This window comes from Sphingobium sp. L-44 (genome assembly GCF_056859495.1).
The window spans coordinates 121626-142876 of record NZ_JBSXOQ010000116.1 but is presented as its reverse complement, the minus strand read 5'-3'; the positions used below and the strand labels follow the sequence as shown (position 1 = coordinate 142876).

General features: G+C 65.1%; 15 protein-coding genes. 5 read left to right on the top strand and 10 right to left on the bottom strand.

The window, feature by feature from the left end; all coding sequences use genetic code 11:
• Positions 1-142: 142 nt before the first annotated feature.
• A complete protein-coding gene (locus tag AC13EK_RS20740) occupies positions 143-1165 on the bottom strand; it encodes a LacI family DNA-binding transcriptional regulator (protein WP_069337408.1) in 1023 nt (340 codons plus the stop codon).
• Between the two features lie 158 nt (positions 1166-1323).
• Here AC13EK_RS20740 and AC13EK_RS20735 point away from each other — a divergent pair, with 158 nt between their 5' ends.
• From AC13EK_RS20735 to AC13EK_RS20720, 4 genes are all read left to right on the top strand, one after another.
• Entirely contained in the window at positions 1324-3147 is a 1824-nt protein-coding gene (locus AC13EK_RS20735; RefSeq protein WP_069337411.1) for an alpha-amylase family glycosyl hydrolase, read from the top strand.
• A complete protein-coding gene (locus AC13EK_RS20730; RefSeq protein WP_069337407.1) occupies positions 3144-4745 on the top strand; it encodes an alpha-glucosidase in 1602 nt (533 codons plus the stop codon). The genes AC13EK_RS20735 and AC13EK_RS20730 overlap by 4 nt, the downstream gene beginning before the upstream one ends.
• A 10-nt stretch (positions 4746-4755) precedes the next feature.
• Entirely contained in the window at positions 4756-6810 is a 2055-nt protein-coding gene (locus tag AC13EK_RS20725) for a glycoside hydrolase family 97 protein (protein ID WP_069337406.1), read from the top strand.
• Between the two features lie 281 nt (positions 6811-7091).
• The gene (locus tag AC13EK_RS20720) at positions 7092-8597 is read left to right on the top strand and encodes an MFS transporter (protein WP_069337405.1); all 1506 of its coding nucleotides are present in this window, start codon (positions 7092-7094) and stop codon (positions 8595-8597) included.
• A 127-nt stretch (positions 8598-8724) separates the two neighbouring features.
• Here the strand turns inward: AC13EK_RS20720 and AC13EK_RS20715 are convergent, their stop codons facing one another.
• Entirely contained in the window at positions 8725-9777 is a 1053-nt protein-coding gene (locus AC13EK_RS20715; protein ID WP_069337404.1) for a Leu/Phe/Val dehydrogenase, read from the bottom strand.
• Between the two features lie 124 nt (positions 9778-9901).
• Between AC13EK_RS20715 and AC13EK_RS20710 the strand changes: the two genes are divergently transcribed.
• The gene (locus AC13EK_RS20710) at positions 9902-10363 is read left to right on the top strand and encodes an Lrp/AsnC family transcriptional regulator (RefSeq protein WP_004208390.1); all 462 of its coding nucleotides are present in this window, start codon (positions 9902-9904) and stop codon (positions 10361-10363) included.
• A gap of 39 nt (positions 10364-10402) precedes the next feature.
• Here the strand turns inward: AC13EK_RS20710 and AC13EK_RS20705 are convergent, their stop codons facing one another.
• The 8 genes from AC13EK_RS20705 to AC13EK_RS20670 all read right to left on the bottom strand — a co-directional run bounded on the left by AC13EK_RS20705 (position 10403) and on the right by AC13EK_RS20670 (position 21068).
• A complete protein-coding gene (locus tag AC13EK_RS20705; protein WP_069337403.1) occupies positions 10403-12079 on the bottom strand; it encodes a M28 family metallopeptidase in 1677 nt (558 codons plus the stop codon).
• A 167-nt stretch (positions 12080-12246) separates the two neighbouring features.
• Positions 12247-13710 (bottom strand): GH1 family beta-glucosidase, encoded by a 1464-nt coding sequence (locus AC13EK_RS20700; protein ID WP_069337402.1) that lies wholly within the window; start codon positions 13708-13710, stop codon positions 12247-12249.
• Positions 13711-13723: 13 nt separating this feature from the next.
• Positions 13724-16060: a glycoside hydrolase family 31 protein gene (locus AC13EK_RS20695; protein ID WP_069337401.1), complete on the bottom strand. Its 2337-nt coding sequence runs from the start codon at positions 16058-16060 to the stop codon at positions 13724-13726.
• 23 nt (positions 16061-16083) lie between these two features.
• The gene (locus tag AC13EK_RS20690) at positions 16084-17709 is read right to left on the bottom strand and encodes an alpha-L-fucosidase (RefSeq protein WP_069337410.1); all 1626 of its coding nucleotides are present in this window, start codon (positions 17707-17709) and stop codon (positions 16084-16086) included.
• The gene (locus AC13EK_RS20685) at positions 17709-18515 is read right to left on the bottom strand and encodes an SGNH/GDSL hydrolase family protein (RefSeq protein ID WP_069337409.1); all 807 of its coding nucleotides are present in this window, start codon (positions 18513-18515) and stop codon (positions 17709-17711) included. The genes AC13EK_RS20690 and AC13EK_RS20685 overlap by 1 nt, the downstream gene beginning before the upstream one ends.
• 8 nt (positions 18516-18523) lie before the next feature.
• Positions 18524-19315: a GDSL-type esterase/lipase family protein gene (locus AC13EK_RS20680; RefSeq protein ID WP_069337400.1), complete on the bottom strand. Its 792-nt coding sequence runs from the start codon at positions 19313-19315 to the stop codon at positions 18524-18526.
• On the bottom strand, positions 19312-20280 hold the full coding sequence (locus AC13EK_RS20675; protein WP_069337399.1) for an alpha/beta hydrolase: 969 nt from the start codon (positions 20278-20280) through the stop codon (positions 19312-19314). Before AC13EK_RS20675 ends, AC13EK_RS20680 begins: the two co-directional genes overlap by 4 nt.
• Entirely contained in the window at positions 20277-21068 is a 792-nt protein-coding gene (locus tag AC13EK_RS20670) for an IclR family transcriptional regulator (protein ID WP_004208382.1), read from the bottom strand. Before AC13EK_RS20670 ends, AC13EK_RS20675 begins: the two co-directional genes overlap by 4 nt.
• Positions 21069-21251 lie beyond the last annotated feature (183 nt).

Genomic DNA, 21251 nt, shown 5'->3' with positions numbered 1-21251 from the left:
AGGGGCGATCGACATTCAGATGATGACGTGACGAAAATGGTGGTTTTCCGTGACCCGGAGCGCAGCGTACTCAAAGTACGTGAGCACCGGAAGCGCGGAGAACCGCCATTTGCAGGCCGTCAGGGCTGAATGTCGATTGTCCCTAAGCCGTCATCCGCGTGATCAGTCGCGGCGCCAGCAGCGTCGGCGTTACCGGCTTGCGGTCGATCTGGCCGATCAGCGCGTCGACCAGCACTTCGCCCGCGTGCAGATAATCCTGCGCCACGGTGGTCAGCGGCTGCCGCGTCAGGCTGGCGGCAGGGATATCGTCGAAGCCGATGAGGGCGACGTCGCCGGGCACCGACAGCCCATGCTCGTCCAGCGCCCGCATCGCGCCGATCGCGATCAGGTCGGACCCGGCAAAGATCGCGTCGAACGTCACGCCGCGCGCGATCAGCCGGCTTGCCGCCTCATAACCCGACTGTTCGGTCGACAGCGCATCGACATGCAGGCCGGGGTCGACCGCATGCCCCGCCTCGCGCAGCACGTCGGACAGGCCGGCATAACGGTCGCGAAATTCGGGATAATGGCTCGATGCGTCGCCCAGAAAGGCGATCCGGCTGCATCCGCGCGCGATCAGGTGGGCGCCCGCGTCCCGCCCGCCACGCCGGTTGTCGCAGCCGATCGTCATCCCCAGCGCATGCTGGTCCACCGACCCCCAGCGCACGAAATGCGTGCCCTGCGCCACCAGCTGCTCCAGCCGGGTGCGATAGATTTCATAGTCGCCATAGCCCAGCAGGATGATGCCGTCGGCCTTGCGGCTATCCTCATAATCGACATGCCAGTCGGTCGAGAGCTGCTGGAAACTGGTCAGCAGATCATAGCCGCGCTTGGCGCAGGTCTGCAGGATCGGCCCCAGCATCGACAGGAAGAAGGGGTTGATCCAGCTTTCGTCGGGCAGCAGATCCTCGAAGAAGAGAAGGGCCAGCGTATTGCTCTTGCCCCGCCGCAGCGAGGATGCATTCTTGTCCACCGTATAGTTGAGCTGCCGGGCGATCGCCTCGACCCGCAGCCGCGTCGCCTCGCTCACCGTCTTGTCGCCGCGCAGCGCGCGCGACACGGTCGGCTGGGACACGCCGGCCAGCGTGGCGATGTCGAAGGATGTCACTTTGTCGTTGGCGGCCATGGCGCGACCCTACGCCAGCGAGTCTCCATTGGGAATAGAAGGGTTTGAAACCGGTCTGAATACGTATGCCGCTCCCTTGGCCCGCCCTGTCCCCGCCGACTAAGAAGGGGCCAAGCCGCGGCAATCGGGCACAATCGGCAATGGGAGGGATGAAGGCCATGCGCGGACGAACGGCAATGCTGCTGGCTGCGCTCTGCGCGCTTCCCGCTCCGGCGATGGCACAGGATGGCGGCTTCCGCGCCCGCCTGCCCGAAGATGAAGTCATCTATTTCGTCCTGCCCGACCGGTTCGACAATGCCGACCCCGCCAATGACAAGGGCGGCCTCAAGGGCGACCGGCTCCAGACCGGCTATGATCCCGCGTCCAAGGGCTTCTACCATGGCGGCGATATCCAGGGGCTGATCCGCCGGCTCGATTATATTCAGGGGCTGGGCGCCACCGCCATCTGGGTTGGCCCGATCTTCCGCAACAAGCCGGTGCAGGGGCCCAAGGGGCAGGAAAGCGCCGGCTATCACGGCTACTGGATCACCGATTTCGAGCATGTCGATCCGCATTTCGGCACCGACGCGGATTTTGCCGCGCTGGTGAAGGCCGCCCATGGCCGGGGGATGAAGGTCTATATGGACATCATCGCCAACCATACGGCCGACGTGATCCGCTATCGCGAATGCGCCGACCGGCCCTGTCCCTATCGCGCGCGCGCCGACTATCCCTATCAGCGCCGCGGCGGCGTGGCCGGCCCGGCGATCAATCCGGGCTTTGCCGGCGACGCCGATCATAGCGCCGCCAATTTCGGCAAGCTCACCGACCCGGCCTATGCCTATACCCCCTTCGTGCCGAAGGGCGAACAGGCGGTGAAGAACCCGGCCTGGCTCAACGATGTGCGCTATTATCATAATCGCGGCGAGACGACCTATTCGGGCGAGAGCGCGACCATGGGCGACTTTGCCGGACTCGACGATCTGATGACCGAACATCCGCGCGTGATCGCCGGCATGATCGACATTTTCGGCGGCTGGATCGACCGCTTCGGCATTGACGGCTTTCGCATCGACACCGCCCGCCATGTCGACCCGCATTTCTGGCAGCAGTTCGTCCCCGCCATGCAGGCACGGGCGAAAGCGCGCGGCATCCCCAATTTCCATGTCTTTGGCGAAGTCTATGTCGAGACGGTCGATGCCGGCCCGCTCGCCTGGCACACCCGCGAAGGTGGCTTCCCCGCCGTGCTCGACTTCGCCTTTCGCCAGGCCGCGCTGGAAACCGTTGCGGGCAAGGCGGCGACCGCCACCTGGGAACGCATGCTGACCGGCGACGCCCTCTATCAGGGTGGCGCCGCCACCGCGCGCCAGTTGCCGACCTTCGTCAGCAATCATGACGCCGGCCGTTTTGCCACCTTCGTCCGCCGCGCCTTCCCGCAGGCCGGCGAGGATGAGGTGCTGCGCCGGGTGATGCTCGCCAACGCCATGCTGCTGACGCTGCGCGGCGTGCCGACCATCTATTATGGCGATGAACAGGGTTTCGTCGGCGACGGCGGCGATCAGGACGCGCGCGAGGATATGTTCGGCAGCCAGGTGGCGAGCTATAACGACAATCGCCTGCTCGGCAGCACTGCCACCACCGCCACCGCGCGCTTCGATCCCGCCCATCCGCTCTATCGCGAGATCGCGGCGCTCGCCCGCCTGCGCACCGGCCATGCCGCCCTACGCCGGGGCAGCGAGACGATCCGCGCGCGTGGCGACGAGCCGGGCCTGTTCGCCGTCTCCCGCTTCGATCCCGACACGGGCGCGGAATATCTGATTACCTTCAACACATCGACCACGCCGATCAGGGCGCAGGTCCAGGTGGATATAGCCTCCACCGCCTTCGACACTCTCGCCGGCGCGGCCTGTGCCCCGCGCGCGTCCGCGCCCGGCAGCCTCACCCTCGACCTTCCTCCCCTTGGCTACAGCGTCTGCGCTGTACGGAGCGCTAATCCGCAATGACCGACGCACTGACTCCCTGGTGGCGCGGCGCCACCATCTACCAGATCTATCCGCGCAGCTTCGCCGACTCCAATGGCGACGGCATCGGCGATCTGGCCGGCATCACCGCCCATCTTCCCTATGTCGCCTCGCTCGGCGTCGACGCCATCTGGCTATCGCCCTTCTTCAAGAGCCCGATGCGCGACTTCGGCTATGACGTGTCGGATTATTGCGATGTCGATCCGATCTTTGGCACGCTCGCCGATTTCGATGCGCTGATCGCCCGCGCCCATGACCTCGGTCTGCGCATCATCGTCGATCAGGTCTGGGCCCATACCTCCGACGAACATCCCTGGTTCATCGAAAGCCGCTCCAGCCGCCAGAACGACCATGCCGACTGGTATGTCTGGGCCGATGCGAAGCCCGACGGCACGCCGCCCAACAACTGGCAGTCGGTGTTCGGCGGCCCGGCCTGGACCTGGGATGCGCGGCGCGGCCAATACTACATGCACAATTTCCTGAAGGAGCAGCCGCAGATCAACCTGCACAATGGAAAGGTGCAGGCGGCGGTGCTGGATATCGTGCGCTTCTGGCTCGATCGCGGCGTAGACGGCTTCCGCATCGACGCGATCAACCATTCGATGCCCGACCCGCAACTGCGCGACAATCCGCCCGCGCCCGAAGACGGTCGCATCCGCACGCGCCCCTATGATTTCCAGATCAAGCGCTACAGCCAGAGCCACCCGGACATTCCGCTGTTCCTGGAACAGGTGCGTTCGGTGTTCGACGAATATCCCGATCGCTTCACCGTCGCCGAAGTCGGCGGGGATGACAGCGATGCGGAGATGAAGGCCTTCACCCAGGGCGATCATCGCCTCAACACCGCCTATGGCTTCGACTTCCTCTACGCCCCCAAATTGACCGCGCCGTTCCTGAAAGACGCGCTGTCGCGCTGGCCGGCGGAGCAGGGGATTGGCTGGCCGAGCTGGGCGTTCGAAAATCATGACGCGCCGCGCGCCGTCTCGCGCTGGGCCGGCGACATCGACGCCCATGCCTATTGCCGGATGAAGATGCTGCTGCTGGCCTGCCTACGCGGCAATATCTTCCTCTATTATGGCGAGGAACTGGGCCTGCCGCAGGTCGATATCGCGTTCGAGGATCTGCAGGATCCCGAAGCGATCGCCAACTGGCCGCTGACCCTGTCGCGCGACGGCGCCCGCACGCCCATGCCCTGGACCGGCGCGGCGCCCTGGCTCGGCTTCTCCGACGCGAAGCCCTGGCTGCCGGTGGGGGAGGCGCACCGCCCGCTCGCCGTCGACGCGCAGGAAGCCGACCCCGCCTCGCTGCTCCACTGGACGCGCGAAGTGCTGGCCCTGCGCAATGCCACCCCGGCGCTGCGCAGCGGCACGATCACCTTTCTCGATACGCCGGACGATCTGCTCGCCTTTGAACGGACGCAGGACGGGCAGCAGCGCCTCTGCGTCTTCAACCTCGGCACCAGTCCCGTCGCCTGGCGCCCGGCCGATGCGGACCGCTGGCAGGTCGAACTGTCGACCGGCCGCATCGCCGACTGGAATTTCGCCCCCGCATCCGGCCTCGTCGCCGCCTTCCAAGTTTAAGGACGTTCCCATGAAGCGACTGACCGCGCTCGCTCTGCCCCTCATCGCCCTGGCGCTCGCGCCCACCGCCGCGCGCGCCGATGTGGTGGCCAAGGCCGCCTCGCCCGACGGCCATATCACCCTCACCATCAGCCTCGATAGCGAGGGGCGCCCCAGCTACGCCGTGCAGCGCAATGGCAAGCCGCTGATCGCCGATTCCCGTTTGGGCTTCATGTTCACCGACGCGCCCAAGATCGAGCGCAACCTGACGCTCGCCGACAGCAAGCAGGCGAGCAGCGACACCAGCTGGACCCAGCCCTGGGGTGAATGGATCACGATCCGCGACCATCATAATGAGCTGAAGCTGGTCTTCCGCGAGAAGGGCGATCTCCAGCGCGAGATGGATGTGACCTTCCGCCTGTTCGATGATGGCGTCGCCTTCCGCTACAGCCTGCCCGATCAGGCCAATCTCCATCACGCCAACATCGCCGAGGAGCTGACCCAGTTCGCCTTCGCGCAGGGCGGCACCGCCTGGTGGAAGCCCGCCTATGAATGGAACCGCGAGGAATATCTCTACAACCGCACCCCGCTCGACGCGGTTGGCACCGCCCAGACGGTGATGACGGTGAAGCTGGCCGACGGCACTCATGTCGCCCTGCATGAGGCCGCGCTGGTCGATTATGCGGGCATGAATCTCGCCCGTGCCGAGGGCAACACGTTCCGCGCCGATCTGACGCCGGGGGCGGGCGCCCCCAAAGTGTCGCGCGACGCCGGCTTCTCCACCCCCTGGCGCACCATTGCCGTCGCCGACGATGCCGCCAGCCTTTACATGAACCACATGATCCTGAACTTGAACGAGCCGAACAAGCTCGGCGATGTTTCGTGGATCAAGCCGGGCAAGTTCGTCGGCGTCTGGTGGAACATGATCAAGGGTGAATGGAGCTGGGCGCGCGGCCCCAAACATGGTGCCACTACCGCCAATGTTCGCCGCTACATCGATTTCGCCGCCGCCAGCGGCATCCCCGCCGTGCTGGTCGAGGGCTGGAATGTCGGCTGGGACGGTAACTGGTTCGGCAATGGCAAGGACATGAACTTCTCGCAGCCGACCGAAGATTTCGACGCCGACGGCCTTGCCGCCTATGCGAAATCCAAGGGCGTCACCCTGATCGGCCATCATGAAACCGGCGGATCGGCCAGCCATTATGACGGTCAGCTCGACAGTGCCTTCAAATGGGCGGCCGACCATGGCGAGCAGGTGGTGAAGACCGGCTATGTCACCGACGCCGGCCAGATCGAGCGGGTCGATGCCGATGGCACGAAGCATCGCGAATGGCATGAAGGCCAGTGGATGGTGAACCATTATCTGCGCGTCGTGCAGACCGCCGCCAAATATCATGTCAGCATCGACAGCCATGAACCGGTCAAGGATACCGGCCTGCGCCGCACCTACCCCAACTGGGTCGCGCGCGAAGGCGGCCGGGGCATGGAATATAATGCCTGGGTCGGTGGCAAGAACCCGCCCGAGCATGAGGCGAACCTGGTCTTCACCCAGCTGCTGGGCGGTCCGATGGACTTCACGCCGGGCGTGCTCAGCCTGTCGGGTTCGGAAGGCAGCACCATCCACTCGACTATCGCCAAGCAGCTCGCCCTCTATGTCGTCCTCTATTCGCCGGTGGTGATGGCGGCCGACACGCCGGAAAATTACGCCAAATATCCCGGCCCATTCCAGTTCATCAAGGATGTGCCGACCGACTGGTCCGATACCCGCGCCTTGAATGGCGAGGTCGGCGACTATGTCACCATCGCGCGCAAGGCGAAGGGCAGCGACGACTGGTATCTGGGCGCGGTTGGCGATGAACAGGCGCGCTCCAGCAAGGTAACGCTCGATTTCCTCGATGCCGGCCGCAGCTACACCGCCGAAATCTACCGCGACGGCCCCGGCGCCGACTATCGCACCGAGGCACGCCACGCGATCGTGATCGAAAAGAAGCAGGTGAAGAAGGGCGATGTCCTCAGCCTCGACCTAGCGCCCGGCGGCGGCCAGGCGATCCGCTTCGTCGCCAGCGGCGGCAAGCGCAAGCGGTGAAGGCTGACGCCTCTTCTGTTCCTACCGTCATCCCGGACTTGATCCGGGATCCATTCAGCGCTCGCTCGCAGATGTCGCGCCGAATGGATCCTGACTTTCGTCAGGATGACGCAGGATCGAAGGGCGCGATCAACAGCCCCCGGCTGTCCTATTCCGCCAGCGCTTGATAGGCTGCGTGACCGCATGCACGCAGACTTTCCGATAGGATCAGGCGCTCGCAACTTAATGTCAAAATGTGCGGGAAATGTGCGAAGTTAAGGCGAAGGATGGGGATGGCCGGAATGAGTGAGATGGGGCTGGAAACGGGCGCGACGACGTCCGACGGTCGGCCGCGCCAGGGCTTCTGGGGGCTGTGGAATATCAGCTTCGGCTTCTTCGGCATCCAGATCGGCTTCGCGCTGCAGAACGCCAACATGTCGCGCATCTTCCAGTCGCTGGGGGAAAATCTCGACAATCTCGCCTTGCTGTGGATCGCCGCGCCGCTGACCGGCCTGCTGGTCCAGCCTGTGATCGGCCATTATAGCGACCGCACCTGGTGCCGCCTCGGCCGGCGCCGGCCCTATTTCTTCGCCGGTGCGCTGTTCGCGGCGCTTGCGCTTTTCGGCATGCCCAATGCGCCGGGCCTGATGGCCGCCGCGCTGATGCTCTGGATTCTTGACGCCTCGCTCAATGTCTCGATGGAGCCGTTTCGGGCCTTTGTCGGCGACATGCTGGCGAAGGAACAGCATATGGCCGGCTATGCGATCCAGACCGCCTTCATCGGCACCGGCGCGGTGATCGGCTCCTCCACCCCCTGGCTGCTCGACCAGATGGGCGTCTCCAATGTCGCCCCCGCCGGCATGATCCCCGATACGGTGCACATCAGCTTCTATATCGGCGGTGCCGCGCTGTTCCTCGCCGTGCTGTGGACCGTGCTCACCACCCGCGAATATTCGCCCGAGCAGATGGCCCGCTTTGCCCAGGCCAGCGAAGCGGCCAGCCAGGAGGCGGCGCCGCCGGTCCCCGCCGGTGGTCCGCTCTGGATCGTCGCCGGCCTTGCCATCATCGCCGCCGTCTGGGGCTGGGCGCTGGAAAAGGAGCTGTATCTGCTGGGCGGGCTCCTCGCCGCCTATGGCATCGCCCGCATCGTCGCGCGCGGCCTCCATGCGCAGGGGCGGACCGACAATCTGCTCAGCCATGTGGTCGGCAATTTCGCGACCATGCCGGCGATGATGAAGAAGCTGGCGCTGGTCCAGTTCTTCACCTGGTCGGCGCTCTTCATCATGTGGATCTATACCACGCCGGTGGTCGCCCAATATGTGTTCGGATCGGCCGACCCGACCAGTGCCGCCTATAATGAAGGGGGCAATTGGGTCGGCATCCTCTTCGCCACCTATAATGGCGTCGCCGCTTTCGCCGCGCCCTTCCTGCTCCAGCCGCTCGCCCGCCGCATCGGCCAGGCCCGGACCCATGCGCTGGCGCTCACGCTCGGCGCGCTCGGCTTCCTGTCCTTCCTTGTCCTGCGCGACGCTCACGCATTGCTATTGTCGGAAGTGGCGATCGGCATCGCCTGGGCCTCGACCCTCGCCATGCCCTATGCGATGCTCGCCTCCAGCGTGCCGCAGACCAAGCTCGGCATTTATATGGGGCTGTTCAACGCCTTCGTCGTCCTCCCGCAATTGCTGGTGGCGACGGTGATGGGCACGATCATGCGCCATTTCTTCCCGACCGAACCGATCTGGACCATGGCCTTTGCCGGCGCCGTCATGCTGTTGGCGGCGCTTGCCACCCTGCGCTGCCGGGACTGACCGACAGCGCAGAGGGGAGGGGGGGACTATCAGGGCGTGATGGGTTTTCCGCATCACGCCTTGATCAAGCCCGCGCGGCGTCTGAGCCTTTCAAGCCGCTGATGCGCAGCATCACTGCGGCTTGCGATTACGCCGCCTGGCGTTCGGCCTCGCCGATGATGGCTTCGGCCATTTCGTCGGCGACCAGCGCGGGGGAGCGCTCCTCGCGCTTGGCCTGGTCCAGTATCTGGGCGACCCGGCCGCCGATCTGGTCGACGCGGGCGGCGACGCTGGCGCGGTCTTCGCCCAGATATTCGGCCGACACGCTGATGATGCCGCCGGCATTGGCGACATAATCGGGCACATAGACGATGCCGCGCGTCCGCAGCAGCTCCGCCACATCGGGCGTCGCCAGCTGGTTGTTGGCCGCGCCGCAGACCAGGCGCGCCTGCATCGCCACCACGCTCTGCGGATCGAGCGCGCCGCCCAGGGCGCAGGGGGCAAAGATGTCCGCCTCGACCGCGGCGATGTCGGCCACGTCCACCACATTCGCGTTCAGCACGGCGGCCAGCGTGTTGCGGCGGCGCGGATCGATGTCGGCAATCACCAGACGGGCGCCGGCATCGGCCAGGCGACGGCACAGCGCCGCGCCGACATTGCCGGTGCCCTGCACCGCGACCGTCAGGTCGGACAGTTCTGCGCCCAGAGACTGGCGGGCGGCCGCCTGCATCGCCTCGAACACGCCCAGCGCGGTCCAGGGCGACGGATCGCCACCGGCTGCGCCCTCGGCTACGTCCAGGCCCGCGACATGACGGGTCTGGCTGGCCACCGCCTGCATGTCGGCGACGCTGGTGCCGACATCCTCGGCCGTGACATAGGTGCCGCCCAGTTCCTCGACCGCGCGGCCGAACGCCTGGAACAGCGCGACCCGGTCGAACTCGCCTTCGGGTCGGCGCAGCACCGCCTTGGCGCCGCCAAAGGGCAGGCCGGCCATGGCATTCTTGTAGCTCATGCCCTCGGCCAGGCGGCAGGCATCGTCCAGCGCCGCGCCGATGTCGGCATAATGCCAGAAGCGGCAGCCGCCGGCGCCCGGCCCGATCGCGGTGCTGTGGATGGCAATCACGCCGTCCAGCCCGCTGGCGGGATCAAGCAGCCGCACCGACTGCATCGGCGGGTTCAGGCGGGCAGGACGGGAAACCATATTCTTCTCCTCGGGATGATGCCGCCTTATCGCTGGTCGCCAGAGAAGAATCTTGCCTGATTTGAAGCCCGATATTGCCAATATGAGGATGAATTATCCTGTCATCGGCGATATGTAGGAAAATATGATCGAACTCGACCATTTCGAGCGGAAGATTCTCCGCGAATTGCAGCGCGATGCCAGCCAGACCACGGCGGAGATCGCGGACAAGGTCGGGCTGACTCCGTCGCCCTGCTGGCGCCGCATCGACCGGCTGGAAAAGGAAGGGCTGATCCGCAAGCGGGTGGCCTTGCTCGACCGGCGCAAGGTCGGCCTCAATGCCCAGGTCTTCGCCCAGGTAAAGCTCAACGCCCATGGTCGCGCCAATCTGGACGAATTCAGCGCCGCGATCGGCGGCTTTCCCGAAGTGCTGGAGGCGTTCGTGCTGCTCGGCACGATGGATTTCATGCTGCGCATCGTGGCCAAGGATATCGAGGCCTATGAACGCTTCTTCTTCGAACGGTTGAGCAAGCTGCCCGGCGTCCAGGAAATCAACTCGACCGTCGCCCTGTCCGAAATCAAGTCGACCCACGAACTGCCGATATGACATGGCGGCCGGTAGGCACCGGCCGCCACGCCTCACATCTTATTTGCGCTGTGCCTGGCTGGCGTCGCGGGCCGCGCGGAATTCGCTGTCGCTCGACCAGTTGGGCCAGTCATGGCCGTCGGCGACGCGGCGACCGACATTGTAGAGCAGGGTCATGTCGCCCTCCCAGCTGCTGGTGTTCCAGCTGTCGTCATACTGGTCGGCCGGCTGGTGATAGCGATCGCGGGTATAGATATCGCCCAGTTCCTTGCCGCGCGCCGCGCCGCCATTCACCAGTTCGCGGCCCGGATTGAACGAGATGGCAGGCACGCCGCGCTTGGCCATCGGGAAATGGTCGGAGCGGTAGAAGCTGCCCGCTTCGGGGCGCGCATCCGGCGTATAATGGCGGCCCAGCTTCTCGCCTTCCTGCGTCAGCAGGGTCAGCAGGTCCAGCTTCGCCGCGCCGGAGATGGAGAAATTGACCGTCTTCTCGGCGGCGAAGGGGCCGTCCATGTTGATGACGCCGGCCGTGGTCGCCAGCGGGCGCAGCGGATTGTCGGCATAATATTCCGACCCCAGCAGGCCCTTCTCCTCGGCCGTCACCGCCAGGAACAGCACGCTGCGCTCGGGCTTGGGGCCCTTGGCATAGGCGCGGGCCAGTTCCAGCAGGGCGGCGGTGCCCGACGCATTGTCGCGCGCGCCATTATAGATGGTGTCGCCCTTCGCGTCCGGCGCGCCGATGCCCAGATGGTCCCAGTGCGCGGAATAGATGACGGTCTCGTCGGGATATTTGCTGCCCGGCAGGATACCCGCGACATTGTGCGAGGTGATGATTTCCGACTTCACCGCATAGTCGGCGCTCATCGTTGCCTTCAGGGGAATGGGCTTGAAGTCCTTCTTGCGCGCGGCCGCCTTGGCCGCCTCGAAATCGACGCCCGACGCGGCCAGCAGCTTGGCCGCCAGATCCTTCTGGATCCAGCCTTCCATCTGGGTGTGCGCGCTCTTGGGATCGGCGCGGACGATGTCGAACATGGTGTTGGTGTTGCTGTTCTTGACCGTCGCCCAGCCATAGGAGGCCGGCTCGCTTTCATGCACCACCAGCACGCCGGCCGCGCCCTGGCGCGCGGCTTCTTCATATTTGTAGGTCCAGCGGCCATAATAGGTCATCAGCTTGCCGCCGAAATCGCCTTCGCCCCCCTCGAAATCGGGGTCGTTGACCAGCACGACCATGATCTTGCCTTTAAGGTCCACGCCCTTGAAATCGTCCCAGCCGCGCTCGGGCGCCTTCACGCCATAGCCGACGAAGACCAGCGGCAGGTTGGCGAACTTGACCGCCGACTGGCCGGTCTCGGCCGCGCGCACGGCGATTTCCGTACCCTGGGTCAGCGGCTGGGCTGCGCCGCCCACGGTCATCGACAGGCTGGGTGTGCCGGTGATGTTCGACATGCGCAGCGGCACGTCCTGGAACCAAGTGCCCTTGTCGCCGGCGGGCTTCAGCCCGGCTGCCGCCATCTGCTTGGCGATATAGTCGATCGTCTTGGTCTCGGCGCGGGTCGCCGGGCCACGGCCTTCAAACTCGTCGCTGGCCAGGATCTTGATGTCGTTGACGATGCGCGCGACGTCGAACTGCGGCGCGGTCGTGGCCGCCACGGCCAGGGCGGAAGCGGACAGCAGCCCGGCACAGGCCAGCGTCCGCCAGGCGGCGCGGGAGGCACGGGACAGCGGCGACATCGTCATGGGTAACTCCTTATCTCTCTTGGATATTGCGCGGCGCGAGTCAGCGGCCGGCAATGCGAGGGGATAATGCCCATGCGACGCCATATGTCGATATGGCGTGGAATTTTAGGGGCGATTGGCCCTAGGTCGCCGCCGCCATCCGCAAGGGGACGGCGGCGGCGCTCGGGTCACACCAGCTTGTTGGTGCGCACCAGTTCGCGATACCAGTCGGCGCTGAGCTTGGGCGTGCGCTTCTGGGTCTTGAAGTCGACATGGTGGATGCCGAACAGCTTGGTATAGCCATCCTCCCACTCGAAATTGTCCATCAGGCTCCAGACGAAATAGCCCTTCACCGGCAGCCCCTCGCGGGTCGCGCGCTGCAGGTGGGTCAGGTAATTGCGTAGATACATGACACGGTCGGTGTCATAGACCTTGCCGTCCGCCGCGACGGTATCGTCGGCCGAGCAGCCATTTTCGGAGATATAGAGGCCCTTGGGCTTCCAGTTCTCGCTGATGGCGCGCATCCCCCAATAGATGACCTCCGGCGTGACATAGAGCCAGGGGGAGGGCATGCGCGGTGCCTGACCCGGATGAGGCAGGATCTTGTAGCCCGACGGTGCGGTGTCGTCGGCGCGGACGGTGTTGCCGGTATAGACATTGACCGACAGGAAATCGAGCGGCGCGCCGATCAGCTTCATGTCGCCTTCCTTGACCACCGGCGCATCCTTGCCCTGCGCGGTCAGATAGCTGTCGATGTAGCGGCCTTCCATGATCGCGGTCAGGAACATGGCGTTCTCTTCGCGCACGGCCTTCTTCACCGCCTCGATATGCTCGGGCGTCTCGATCGCGGGGACATAGATGTTGGGATTGTCGGCAATGCCGACCTGCGTGCCCGACTTGGTCGCAGCGCGGATCGCCTGCACGCCCAGACCATGGGCCAGCACGCCATGGTGGCGCACCTGGTTCACCTCCTTCATCGGCAGCTTCAGGCCCGGCGCCTTGCCGCCGGTCATGTAGCTGAGGTCCGTGAAGCAGCGCAGTTCGTTGACCGTCATGAAGTGATTGACGCGGTCGCCCAGCTTGCCGGCGGTATAGCCGGCATAGTCGGCGAAGGCGTAGCTGGTGTCGCGATTCTGCCAGCCGCCCGGCAGGGCATGGGGCAGATCCCAGTGGAACATGGTGACATGCGGGGTGATCCCCGCCGCCAGCAGTCCGTCGACCAGACGATTATAATAATCCAGCCCCTTGGCATTGGGCTTGCCCCGGCCATTGGGGAAGATGCGCGACCAGGCGATCGAGAAGCGATAGGCCTTGACGCCCAGCGCCTTCAAAAGGGCGATATCGTCCTGATAGCGGTTATAGCTGTCGCAGGCGATGTCGCCGGTGTCGCCATTGGCGACCTTGCCCGGCGTGTGGGAAAACACGTCCCAGTTGGTCTGGCCGCGGCCATCTGCGTTCACGGCGCCCTCGATCTGATAGGATGCGGTGGCGCAGCCCCACAGGAAGTCGGCGGGGAAGGCGAGGCTGCCCTGCGGCGCGCCGGCGGCCGCGGCTGCGGCCTGCGCGTTCGCACTGCTGCTGCCGGCCAGGCCCGCGCCCAGCGCGGCGGCACCCAGGCCCAGGCCCAGTTCGCGGCGATTGATACCCGTCATCTTCTTTGTCTCCTTATTGACCGACGATCTGCACCAGGCCGCTGATGGCCTGGCCGGTGGGCAGCTTCGTCTTGCTCGTCAGCGTCTTTGCCTTGTCGTCCCAGACCAGCTCGGCCTTCATGCCGCCCTTGCGATAGGCATTGGTCGTGCCGTCATCGTCATAAAGGGTGAAGTGCGCATCGGCACCCGGATAAACCCGGATGCTCTCCAGGGCCTGCTTTTCGGCCGTGCTCTTCACCTGCACGCCCATCGGCACGATCGAACCGGCCTTCACGAACAGCGGCATGCGGTTGATCGGGGCATCCACCTCGATCGTCTGGCCGCCCTCATACTTCTGGTTGGTCCAATAATCATACCAGGCGGTGCCGGCCGGCAGATAGACCGACCGCTTGGTCTGGCCCTGCTTGGTCACCGGGGCGACCAGGAAGGCGGGGCCGAACATATATTGGTCGCCGATGTCCGACACCTTGGGATCGTTCGGGAAGTCCATGAACAGGCCGCGCATGAACGGCGCGCCGGTGTCATAGGTGTGGCGGCCCAGCGCATAGATATAGGGGATCAGCGTGTAGCGCAGGCGCAGCCAGTCGGCCAGGATCGGCTCGGCCGCCTTGCCATAGGTCCACAATTCCGTGTCCGGGCGCTGGCCATGGATGCGCAGCGTCGGCGTGAACACACTATACTGGAACCAGCGCACGAACAGTTCGGGATAATCGGTATAGTCCGCACCCGCCGCCGTCATGCCGGCCGGATCGAGCAGCACCGGATGCTGCGCCTTGGGGCCGCTCGGCCACTGCCAGCCGCCAATGTCGCTGCCCCAATAAGCCAGCCCCGACGCGGTGAAGTTGAGACCGGCGGGCACCTGCCGGTCGAGCGCTTCCCAGGTCGACTTGATGTCCGATGACCAGAACAGGCCGCCATTGCGCTGCGAGCCCAGATAGGCGGCGCGCGCCAGGATCATGTTGCGGAAATTGGGGCGGTCGCGCTCCGAGCCTTCGGCCACGCCCGACGTATGCACCAGCGGGAACAGGTTATGATAGCGGTCGCCCGATCCGATCGAATATTGATAGCCGTCGGGCACCAGATCCGGCTCGGTCTCGTCCAGCCAGAACCAGTCGAAGCCCTGGCTCGCAATATTGTCGCGCAGCTTGCCCCAGAACCATTCGCGGGCCTCAGGGTTGGTGCTGTCGATCAGCGCGCCGGCCCGGTCGGACCGCATCGGCAGGCCGTCGACCGGATTGCCGTCCTTGTCCTTCAGGAACCAGCCCTTGGACTTGAGATACTCGAAATAGCGGCCTTCGCGCTCGAACCGCGGCCACACGCTGATGATCGACCGCATGCCCATGGCGTTGAGCTGATCGTTCATCCCCTTGGGGTCGGGATAATAGGTGCGGTCGATGTCGAGCTGGCCCATGCGGGTCCAGTAGAACCAGTCGAGCACCATGATATCGAGCGGCAGATTGCGCTGGCGATAGCCATTGGCGACGTCGAGCAACTCCTTCTGGCTCTCGTAGCGCGCCTTGCTCTGGATCAGGCCGAAACCGGCCTTGGGCGGCAGCGGCGTCGCGCCGGTCAGCTTGGCATAGCCGGCATAGAGGTCATCGGTCGTCTTGCCGGTGATGACGAAGAAGGACACGCGCTCGCCGACCTGGCTCTGGAAGCGGGTCGAATTGTGCAGGCCGGGCCACACCAAAGTGCGGGCGGGATTGTCCCAGACGATGCCATAGCCCTTGTTGGTGACCAGGAAGGGGACGCAGACGGTCTCGCCGGCCGGCGCGTCATAGCTGTGCGAACAGTCGATCTGCTTGCCGCGCAGATCCATATAGCCTTCCTGGTTCTGGCCCAGGCCGTAATAATGTTCGTCCAGCGGTGCGTCGAAGCTGGCGCCGACCTTGAAGGTCTTCTCGCCATTGACGGTCACGGGCGCCATTTCCCAGCCGGTCATCTTGGTGAGGACGGTGCCGCTGGCATCCTTCACCGACAGGCTGACCGGCGGCAGGGCCGGGGCGAAATAGCGCTGCATCTGGGTCGGCGCGCCGGGCCAGGGCTGGGCATCGATCGTCAGCGAAATCGCCGAGGAGGTGAAGATGTCGCCGGTCGCGTCGCTGCTATGGGTCCAGCCGCTGGCATCGGCCTTGGCATTGGGGCCTTCGCCCGGTGCCGCCTGCGCCAGGTCGGGATCCATCGCGATGGTGACGCGCACGATATTGGGGGCATAGGGTTCGATCGCGACCCGGCTGCCATTGCGATCCAGCAGCGCCATCGGCGCGGCCAGCGCCGGTGCGGCGATGGCGATGCAGGATGCACCCAATGCGATCCCCGCCAGTCTTGCCTTATAGCCCTTTGCGATCATCCCAGTCATTCCCTGTACTTGCATTAAACCAGACCCCAGCCGTCGATGCGGACGGCGGCGACGAAATCGATGCCGTGCGGCATGGTGAAGTGGAGGCCCGCGCCATCCTGACGGAAGGCAAGCTGGCCGCCGCCGAGCAGCGTTACCCGCTCGATTGTGCCAGTCCCTTGGCCGCGCGCCAGTGAGCGGATGGTCGTAGATCCGGCCGGCTTGCCCAGGAACAGCGCATAGAGCGCGCCCTTGTTGGTGGTGAAGCGGATGTCCTGCGCGGTGAAGGGCTTGGCCTTCTCCTCATTCTGCATGCCCACGATCGCCTGGGTCGGCCCTTCGCCATAGCGCTTCCACGGGCGCGAACCGAAGATCGCCTCGCCGCCATGCACCATCCATCCGGCCATCGCGTCCAGTATCTTCTCCGCCTCGCTGTCGATCGAGCCGTCGCCGGGCTGCGGAATGGACAGCATCAGATTGCCGTTCTTCGACACGACATCGGCCAGCCGCTGGATCACCTGCTCGGCGCTCTTGTAGCTTTTGTCGGTCAGTCGGGCGATATTGTAGAACCAGTCGCCGATGCAGGTATCGGTCTGCCAGGGCTCGTCCCAGATATGGTCGGTATAGCCGCGCTCGACATCCTGGACGATGCCGAACCGGGCATAGGGTTTCAACTGCTTGCCGGTCATGACCACGTCGATCTTGCCGTGCCATTCGATCGACCGGTTATAATAGTCCGCCGCCGCTTCCAGCCCTACGGGACCGAAGGGCAGTTCATGATCGTCCATATAGACCATGTCGGGCTTGTATTTCGCGACCAGGTCGGTTTGGCGCAGCAGCCAGCGGGTGACATAGGCCGGATCGTCCTTCGGCCCGGTCTCGATCCACTGCCCATTATTGGCGTCGTGCCACTTGTCCATCGCCTCGATCGTGTCGATGCCGTCGGGCAGCACGGCATGGCCGCCGGTATAGAGTTCGCGCGGGTCGAGACCGTCCCACCATTGGCCCTTGCCGTCTTCCTTGCGCAGCCGGAACGCGTCATACCGCACGCCCTTCTGCGGGCCGACCGGATCATAGCCATAGGCGGGCTGATACCAGTGCCAGGCATGGGCGGCATGGTTCGACACGCCGAATTTCAGGCCGGCCTTGCGCGCCGCCTTTTCCCAGATGCCGACAATATCCTTCTTCGGCCCGACGCGCAGGCTGTTCCAGGCGTGATAGCGGCTGTCATAGCAATCGAGATTGTCGTGATGGCAGGCCAGCGCCATGAAATATTTGGCGCCGGCCTTCTGATATTTGGCCATCAGCGCATCGGGATCCCACTTGTCGGCGGTCCAGAGATTCTGGATGTCCTTCATCCCCGCGACCGACGGATGGCCGTAGGTTTTGAGGTGGTGCTCGTACATCGGGTGGCCCTGCATATACATGAAGCGGCCATACCAGTCGCCCTGCGCCGGCACCGATTGTGGCCCCCAGTGCGACCACATGCCCAGCTTCGCGTCACGGAACCAGTCGGGATAGCGGTAATTGTCGACCAGCGAGGGCCAGTTGGCCTGCACCGGCCCCTTGGCGGTGCCCATCGGGCTGGCCGCGCGGGCGGCATTGGCCAGGCCCAGCGCAGCCGCGCCCGCCAGGAAGGATCGGCGTCCGAAATCCTGCATCATTTCTCTCCGAGCGCTTTGGCGATCGCGGCCTCGGCCAGCGGACGCATGATGGCATAGCCTTCCTTGGTCGGATGGACGCCGTCGCTCGACAGGCCCGGCTTCATCGCGCCATCGGGCTGTGCCATCGCCTTGTGATAATCGACGAAGGTGAAGCCATTGGCGCGGGCATAGTCGGCCAGCCATTTGTTGATCGCGGCGACCTGCGGTGCGGGCGTCATGCCGGGGCTCCAGGGGAAAGCGGCGGCGGGCGGCACGGAGGCGATGATGACCTTGATGCCGTGCGCGCGGGCCAGGTCGGCCATGGTCTGGATATTGCCCAGCACCGTTTCCATCGTCGCCGCACCGGTATTGCCGGCGATGTCGTTGGTCATCGCCATGATGTGGACGGCCTGCGGTTTCAGCGCGATCACGTCATTGCGGAAGCGCACCAGCATCTGCTGCGTCGTCTGGCCGCTGATGCCGCGATCGACCAGCCCGTTCTGGAACATGGTCGGGTCCAGGTTGATCCAGTTGTCGGTGATGGAATCGCCCATGAAGACGACGCGGACCTTCTGGCCCTCGATTGCCTTGTTGGCGGCGGCATAGCGGCACAGTTGCCCGAAATCGCGGGTCAGCATGTGCAGGTTCCACAGCTTCCAGCCGGCCTCGTCGCTCGGCTTTTCATGGGTGGGGCAGGGATCGGCGACGATGCCGACCGGATCATCGGCATGCGGATCGCCCGGCACCTTGGTTTCGGCGAGGGCCGGCACGGCCAGCGCCATTGCGCAGGCGGCGGCGAGAAGGGGGGCGGTGAAACGCAGCATCGTCGTCCTCATTTCCTTGTTCCTAGCGCCTGCGCGATCGCCCTGGCGGCGATCGGCGCCATCACGGCATAGCCATTGTTCAGCGGATGGACGCCGTCCTGGGTATAGGCGGCGGCCATAAGGCCATTCTGGTCGACCATCGCGGCATGATAATCGGCAAAGACATGGCCATGCTGCGCGCAATAGGCACGCAACCACTGGTTGAGCGCGACCAGTTCGGCCGGCTTGCGCTCCGCCACCACATCCTTCGCCGCATCCGTGTAGTTGTTGACCGGCAGGATCGATCCGAACACGACCCTGATATGATGGGCGGTGGCGATGTCGGCCATCGCTTCCCAATTGGCCTCGATCTGTTCGGGGCTCTCCTGTTGCAGGAAGCCCTGAACGTCATTGATCCCGGACAGGATCACCACGACCTTGGGCTTCAGCGCCACGACATCCTGATGGAAGCGCAGCAGCATCTGCGCCGTCACCTGGCTGCCGATGCCGCGATTGACATAGGGCTTGCCGGGGAAGCTGGCGGCCAGGTTCCAGCGATCGGTGATGGAATCGCCCAGGAATACGACGCGCTGCTCGCCATCCTTCGGCGCAGGCAGGGCAGCATTGGCCGGGGCGTAAAGATAGCGTTCGCCAAAATCCTGCATCAGGCTGGGCACCAGCTTGGCGCGGAACGGGCCAAGCCATGGTCCCCAATCCTTGTCCGCAACGGTGCGGCGTTCGGGCGCGCTTTGATAGGCCGGGGGCGTCGCCCCGGCGCTGGCGGCTATCGCCAGCAGGCCTATCGACAGCGCTGTCTTCATTGCGCCAGCAATCCCTGCTTGGCGGCGAATGTCATGAACAGGCCGGGCCAGGCCGACGGCTGCATCGTCCTAGGCAGGCGCACGCCAAAGCCATGGCCGCCATCCTCGAAGATATGAAGCGCGACCGGCCGCTTTGCAGCTTCCATCGCCTGGAACAGGGCAATGCTGTTGGCCGGCGGCACCAGCCCGTCGTCGCTGGCATGGACCAGGAAGATGGGTGACGTATCGGCGTCCACCCGCATCTCCACCGATCGCGCCCGGCGCATGTCGGCGCCGGCGCCTTCTCCCAGCAGCATGTCGCGCGACCCGCCATGGGTGAAGGGCGCGTCGAGGCTGACCACCGGATAGATGAGACCGGCGACATCGGGGCGCGCGCTTTCGCGATCGGCGGCATCGACCGGGGCATAGACGCGCTCGCCATGGCGCGTCGCCAGCGATCCCGCCAGATGGCCGCCAGCCGAGAAGCCGAGCACGCCGACCCGGCCCTTGTCGACAGCGAAATTGACAGCCCGCGCGCGGATCAGTCGCATCGCGCGCTGGGCATCCTGCAACGGCACATCCTGCCGCTGCGCCCAGCCTTCGCCGGGCAGGCGATAGAGCAGGATGAAGGCGGTGATGCCCCGTTCGTTCAGCCAGGCGGCCTGACTCGTGCCCTCATTGTCGTAGGACAGGAAGCCATAGCCGCCGCCCGGCACCACCAGCATCGCCGCGCCATTGGGGCGGGCAGGGCGGCGCACCACCAGCACCGGGCGGGCGATCCCCGTCACCCAGCGATCCGGCTTGGTCGGGTCTTTCGACTGGTCGTCGATCTTGCGGACGATCCGCGCGCCCGTGTTGCCGGGCGGCGGTCCGGGCCACAGCTCGATCACCTCGTCGGCCGCGGTCGTCTGCGCGGCGGCAAGGCCGGGCAGGGCGGCAAGGCCGGCGGCGGCGATCAGCGCGCTGCGGCGATCCAGCAGGGTCATTGCTCTTCCTCCATGGCGGTGGCGCGGGACGGCGCATCCTTGATCGGCGACATGGCCGCGCCGATCGCCTGCGCGGCGGCGCGCACCAGATCATTGCACTGCTCGATGCTCGCCCGGTTGGCGGCGCCGTCGACGAAGGGCATGGTCAGCGATGCGCGGGCGATCCCGCCGACCAGGATCGGCGCCGACAGGTCGGTGATGCCGGTCAGCATCGGGCTGGGCGACACCGCGCCGCCCGCCGCGACGGCGGCGTCCAGCCGCGCGACCAGATCGCCTTCCTCCAATTGCGGATCGCTGGCCCGGATGTCCTTCAGCATCGCCTCGCGATTTTCGGGCGACTGGAAGGCGAGCAGGATGCGGCCGGAATTGGAGCGGTGCAGCGGCCGGCGATAGCCCACGCGCACGGCAAAGCCGGACAGGCCCGGCGCCTCGATCGCGATGATGACGACCATTTCCGCGCCCGACACCACCGCCATGTGACAGCTTTGCCCGGCCTGCCGCGCCAGTTCCTGCATCACCGGCAGGGCGGTCGAGGCAAGGTCGCGAATCGGCGGCTGGCTCATGCCCAGGGTGAACAGCCGGTTGGTCAGGCGATAGCCATCCTCGGCGCGGGCGATATAGCCATGTTCCTCCAGCACCTGGAGCATGCGGAAAATCTCGCTGACCGACCGGCCAAGCGCGGCAGATATGTCGGACATGATCAGCGGCTCGCTGGAACCGGCCAGAAGCTCCAGAATTTCCAGCCCTTTCTTCAGGGCCGGCGCTTGGTAGCGCGCCTTGCCTTCCATCCCGATCCCCTCACCAATCGGGCGCTATCTCGCCTTTGGTAGCGCCATCATCTGTTGGTCCTTCCCTACACACCATCTACAGGTGAAATCAATTTTTATATTTCACAAATTGGAAACGGAGAGTAATAGGGCGCCGCGTTGGTATCGCTCCCAATAGGGAAATATCACGGCAGGGGAATATGT

Bases quoted from the DNA above. Each gene is read 5' to 3' on its own strand.
- AC13EK_RS20690 (WP_069337410.1), bottom strand. From the start codon at position 17,709: ATGCAGGATTTCGGACGCCGATCCTTCCTGGCGGGCGCGGCTGCGCTG.
- AC13EK_RS20710 (WP_004208390.1), top strand. From the start codon at position 9,902: ATGATCGAACTCGACCATTTCGAGCGGAAGATTCTCCGCGAATTGCAG.
- AC13EK_RS20670 (WP_004208382.1), bottom strand. From the start codon at position 21,068: ATGGAAGGCAAGGCGCGCTACCAAGCGCCGGCCCTGAAGAAAGGGCTG.
- AC13EK_RS20725 (WP_069337406.1), top strand. From the start codon at position 4,756: ATGAAGCGACTGACCGCGCTCGCTCTGCCCCTCATCGCCCTGGCGCTC.
- AC13EK_RS20675 (WP_069337399.1), bottom strand. From the start codon at position 20,280: ATGACCCTGCTGGATCGCCGCAGCGCGCTGATCGCCGCCGCCGGCCTT.
- AC13EK_RS20715 (WP_069337404.1), bottom strand. From the start codon at position 9,777: ATGGTTTCCCGTCCTGCCCGCCTGAACCCGCCGATGCAGTCGGTGCGG.
- AC13EK_RS20680 (WP_069337400.1), bottom strand. From the start codon at position 19,315: ATGAAGACAGCGCTGTCGATAGGCCTGCTGGCGATAGCCGCCAGCGCC.
- AC13EK_RS20705 (WP_069337403.1), bottom strand. From the start codon at position 12,079: ATGACGATGTCGCCGCTGTCCCGTGCCTCCCGCGCCGCCTGGCGGACG.
- AC13EK_RS20700 (WP_069337402.1), bottom strand. From the start codon at position 13,710: ATGACGGGTATCAATCGCCGCGAACTGGGCCTGGGCCTGGGTGCCGCC.
- AC13EK_RS20740 (WP_069337408.1), bottom strand. From the start codon at position 1,165: ATGGCCGCCAACGACAAAGTGACATCCTTCGACATCGCCACGCTGGCC.
- AC13EK_RS20685 (WP_069337409.1), bottom strand. From the start codon at position 18,515: ATGCTGCGTTTCACCGCCCCCCTTCTCGCCGCCGCCTGCGCAATGGCG.
- AC13EK_RS20730 (WP_069337407.1), top strand. From the start codon at position 3,144: ATGACCGACGCACTGACTCCCTGGTGGCGCGGCGCCACCATCTACCAG.
- AC13EK_RS20720 (WP_069337405.1), top strand. From the start codon at position 7,092: ATGAGTGAGATGGGGCTGGAAACGGGCGCGACGACGTCCGACGGTCGG.
- AC13EK_RS20695 (WP_069337401.1), bottom strand. From the start codon at position 16,060: ATGATCGCAAAGGGCTATAAGGCAAGACTGGCGGGGATCGCATTGGGT.
- AC13EK_RS20735 (WP_069337411.1), top strand. From the start codon at position 1,324: ATGCGCGGACGAACGGCAATGCTGCTGGCTGCGCTCTGCGCGCTTCCC.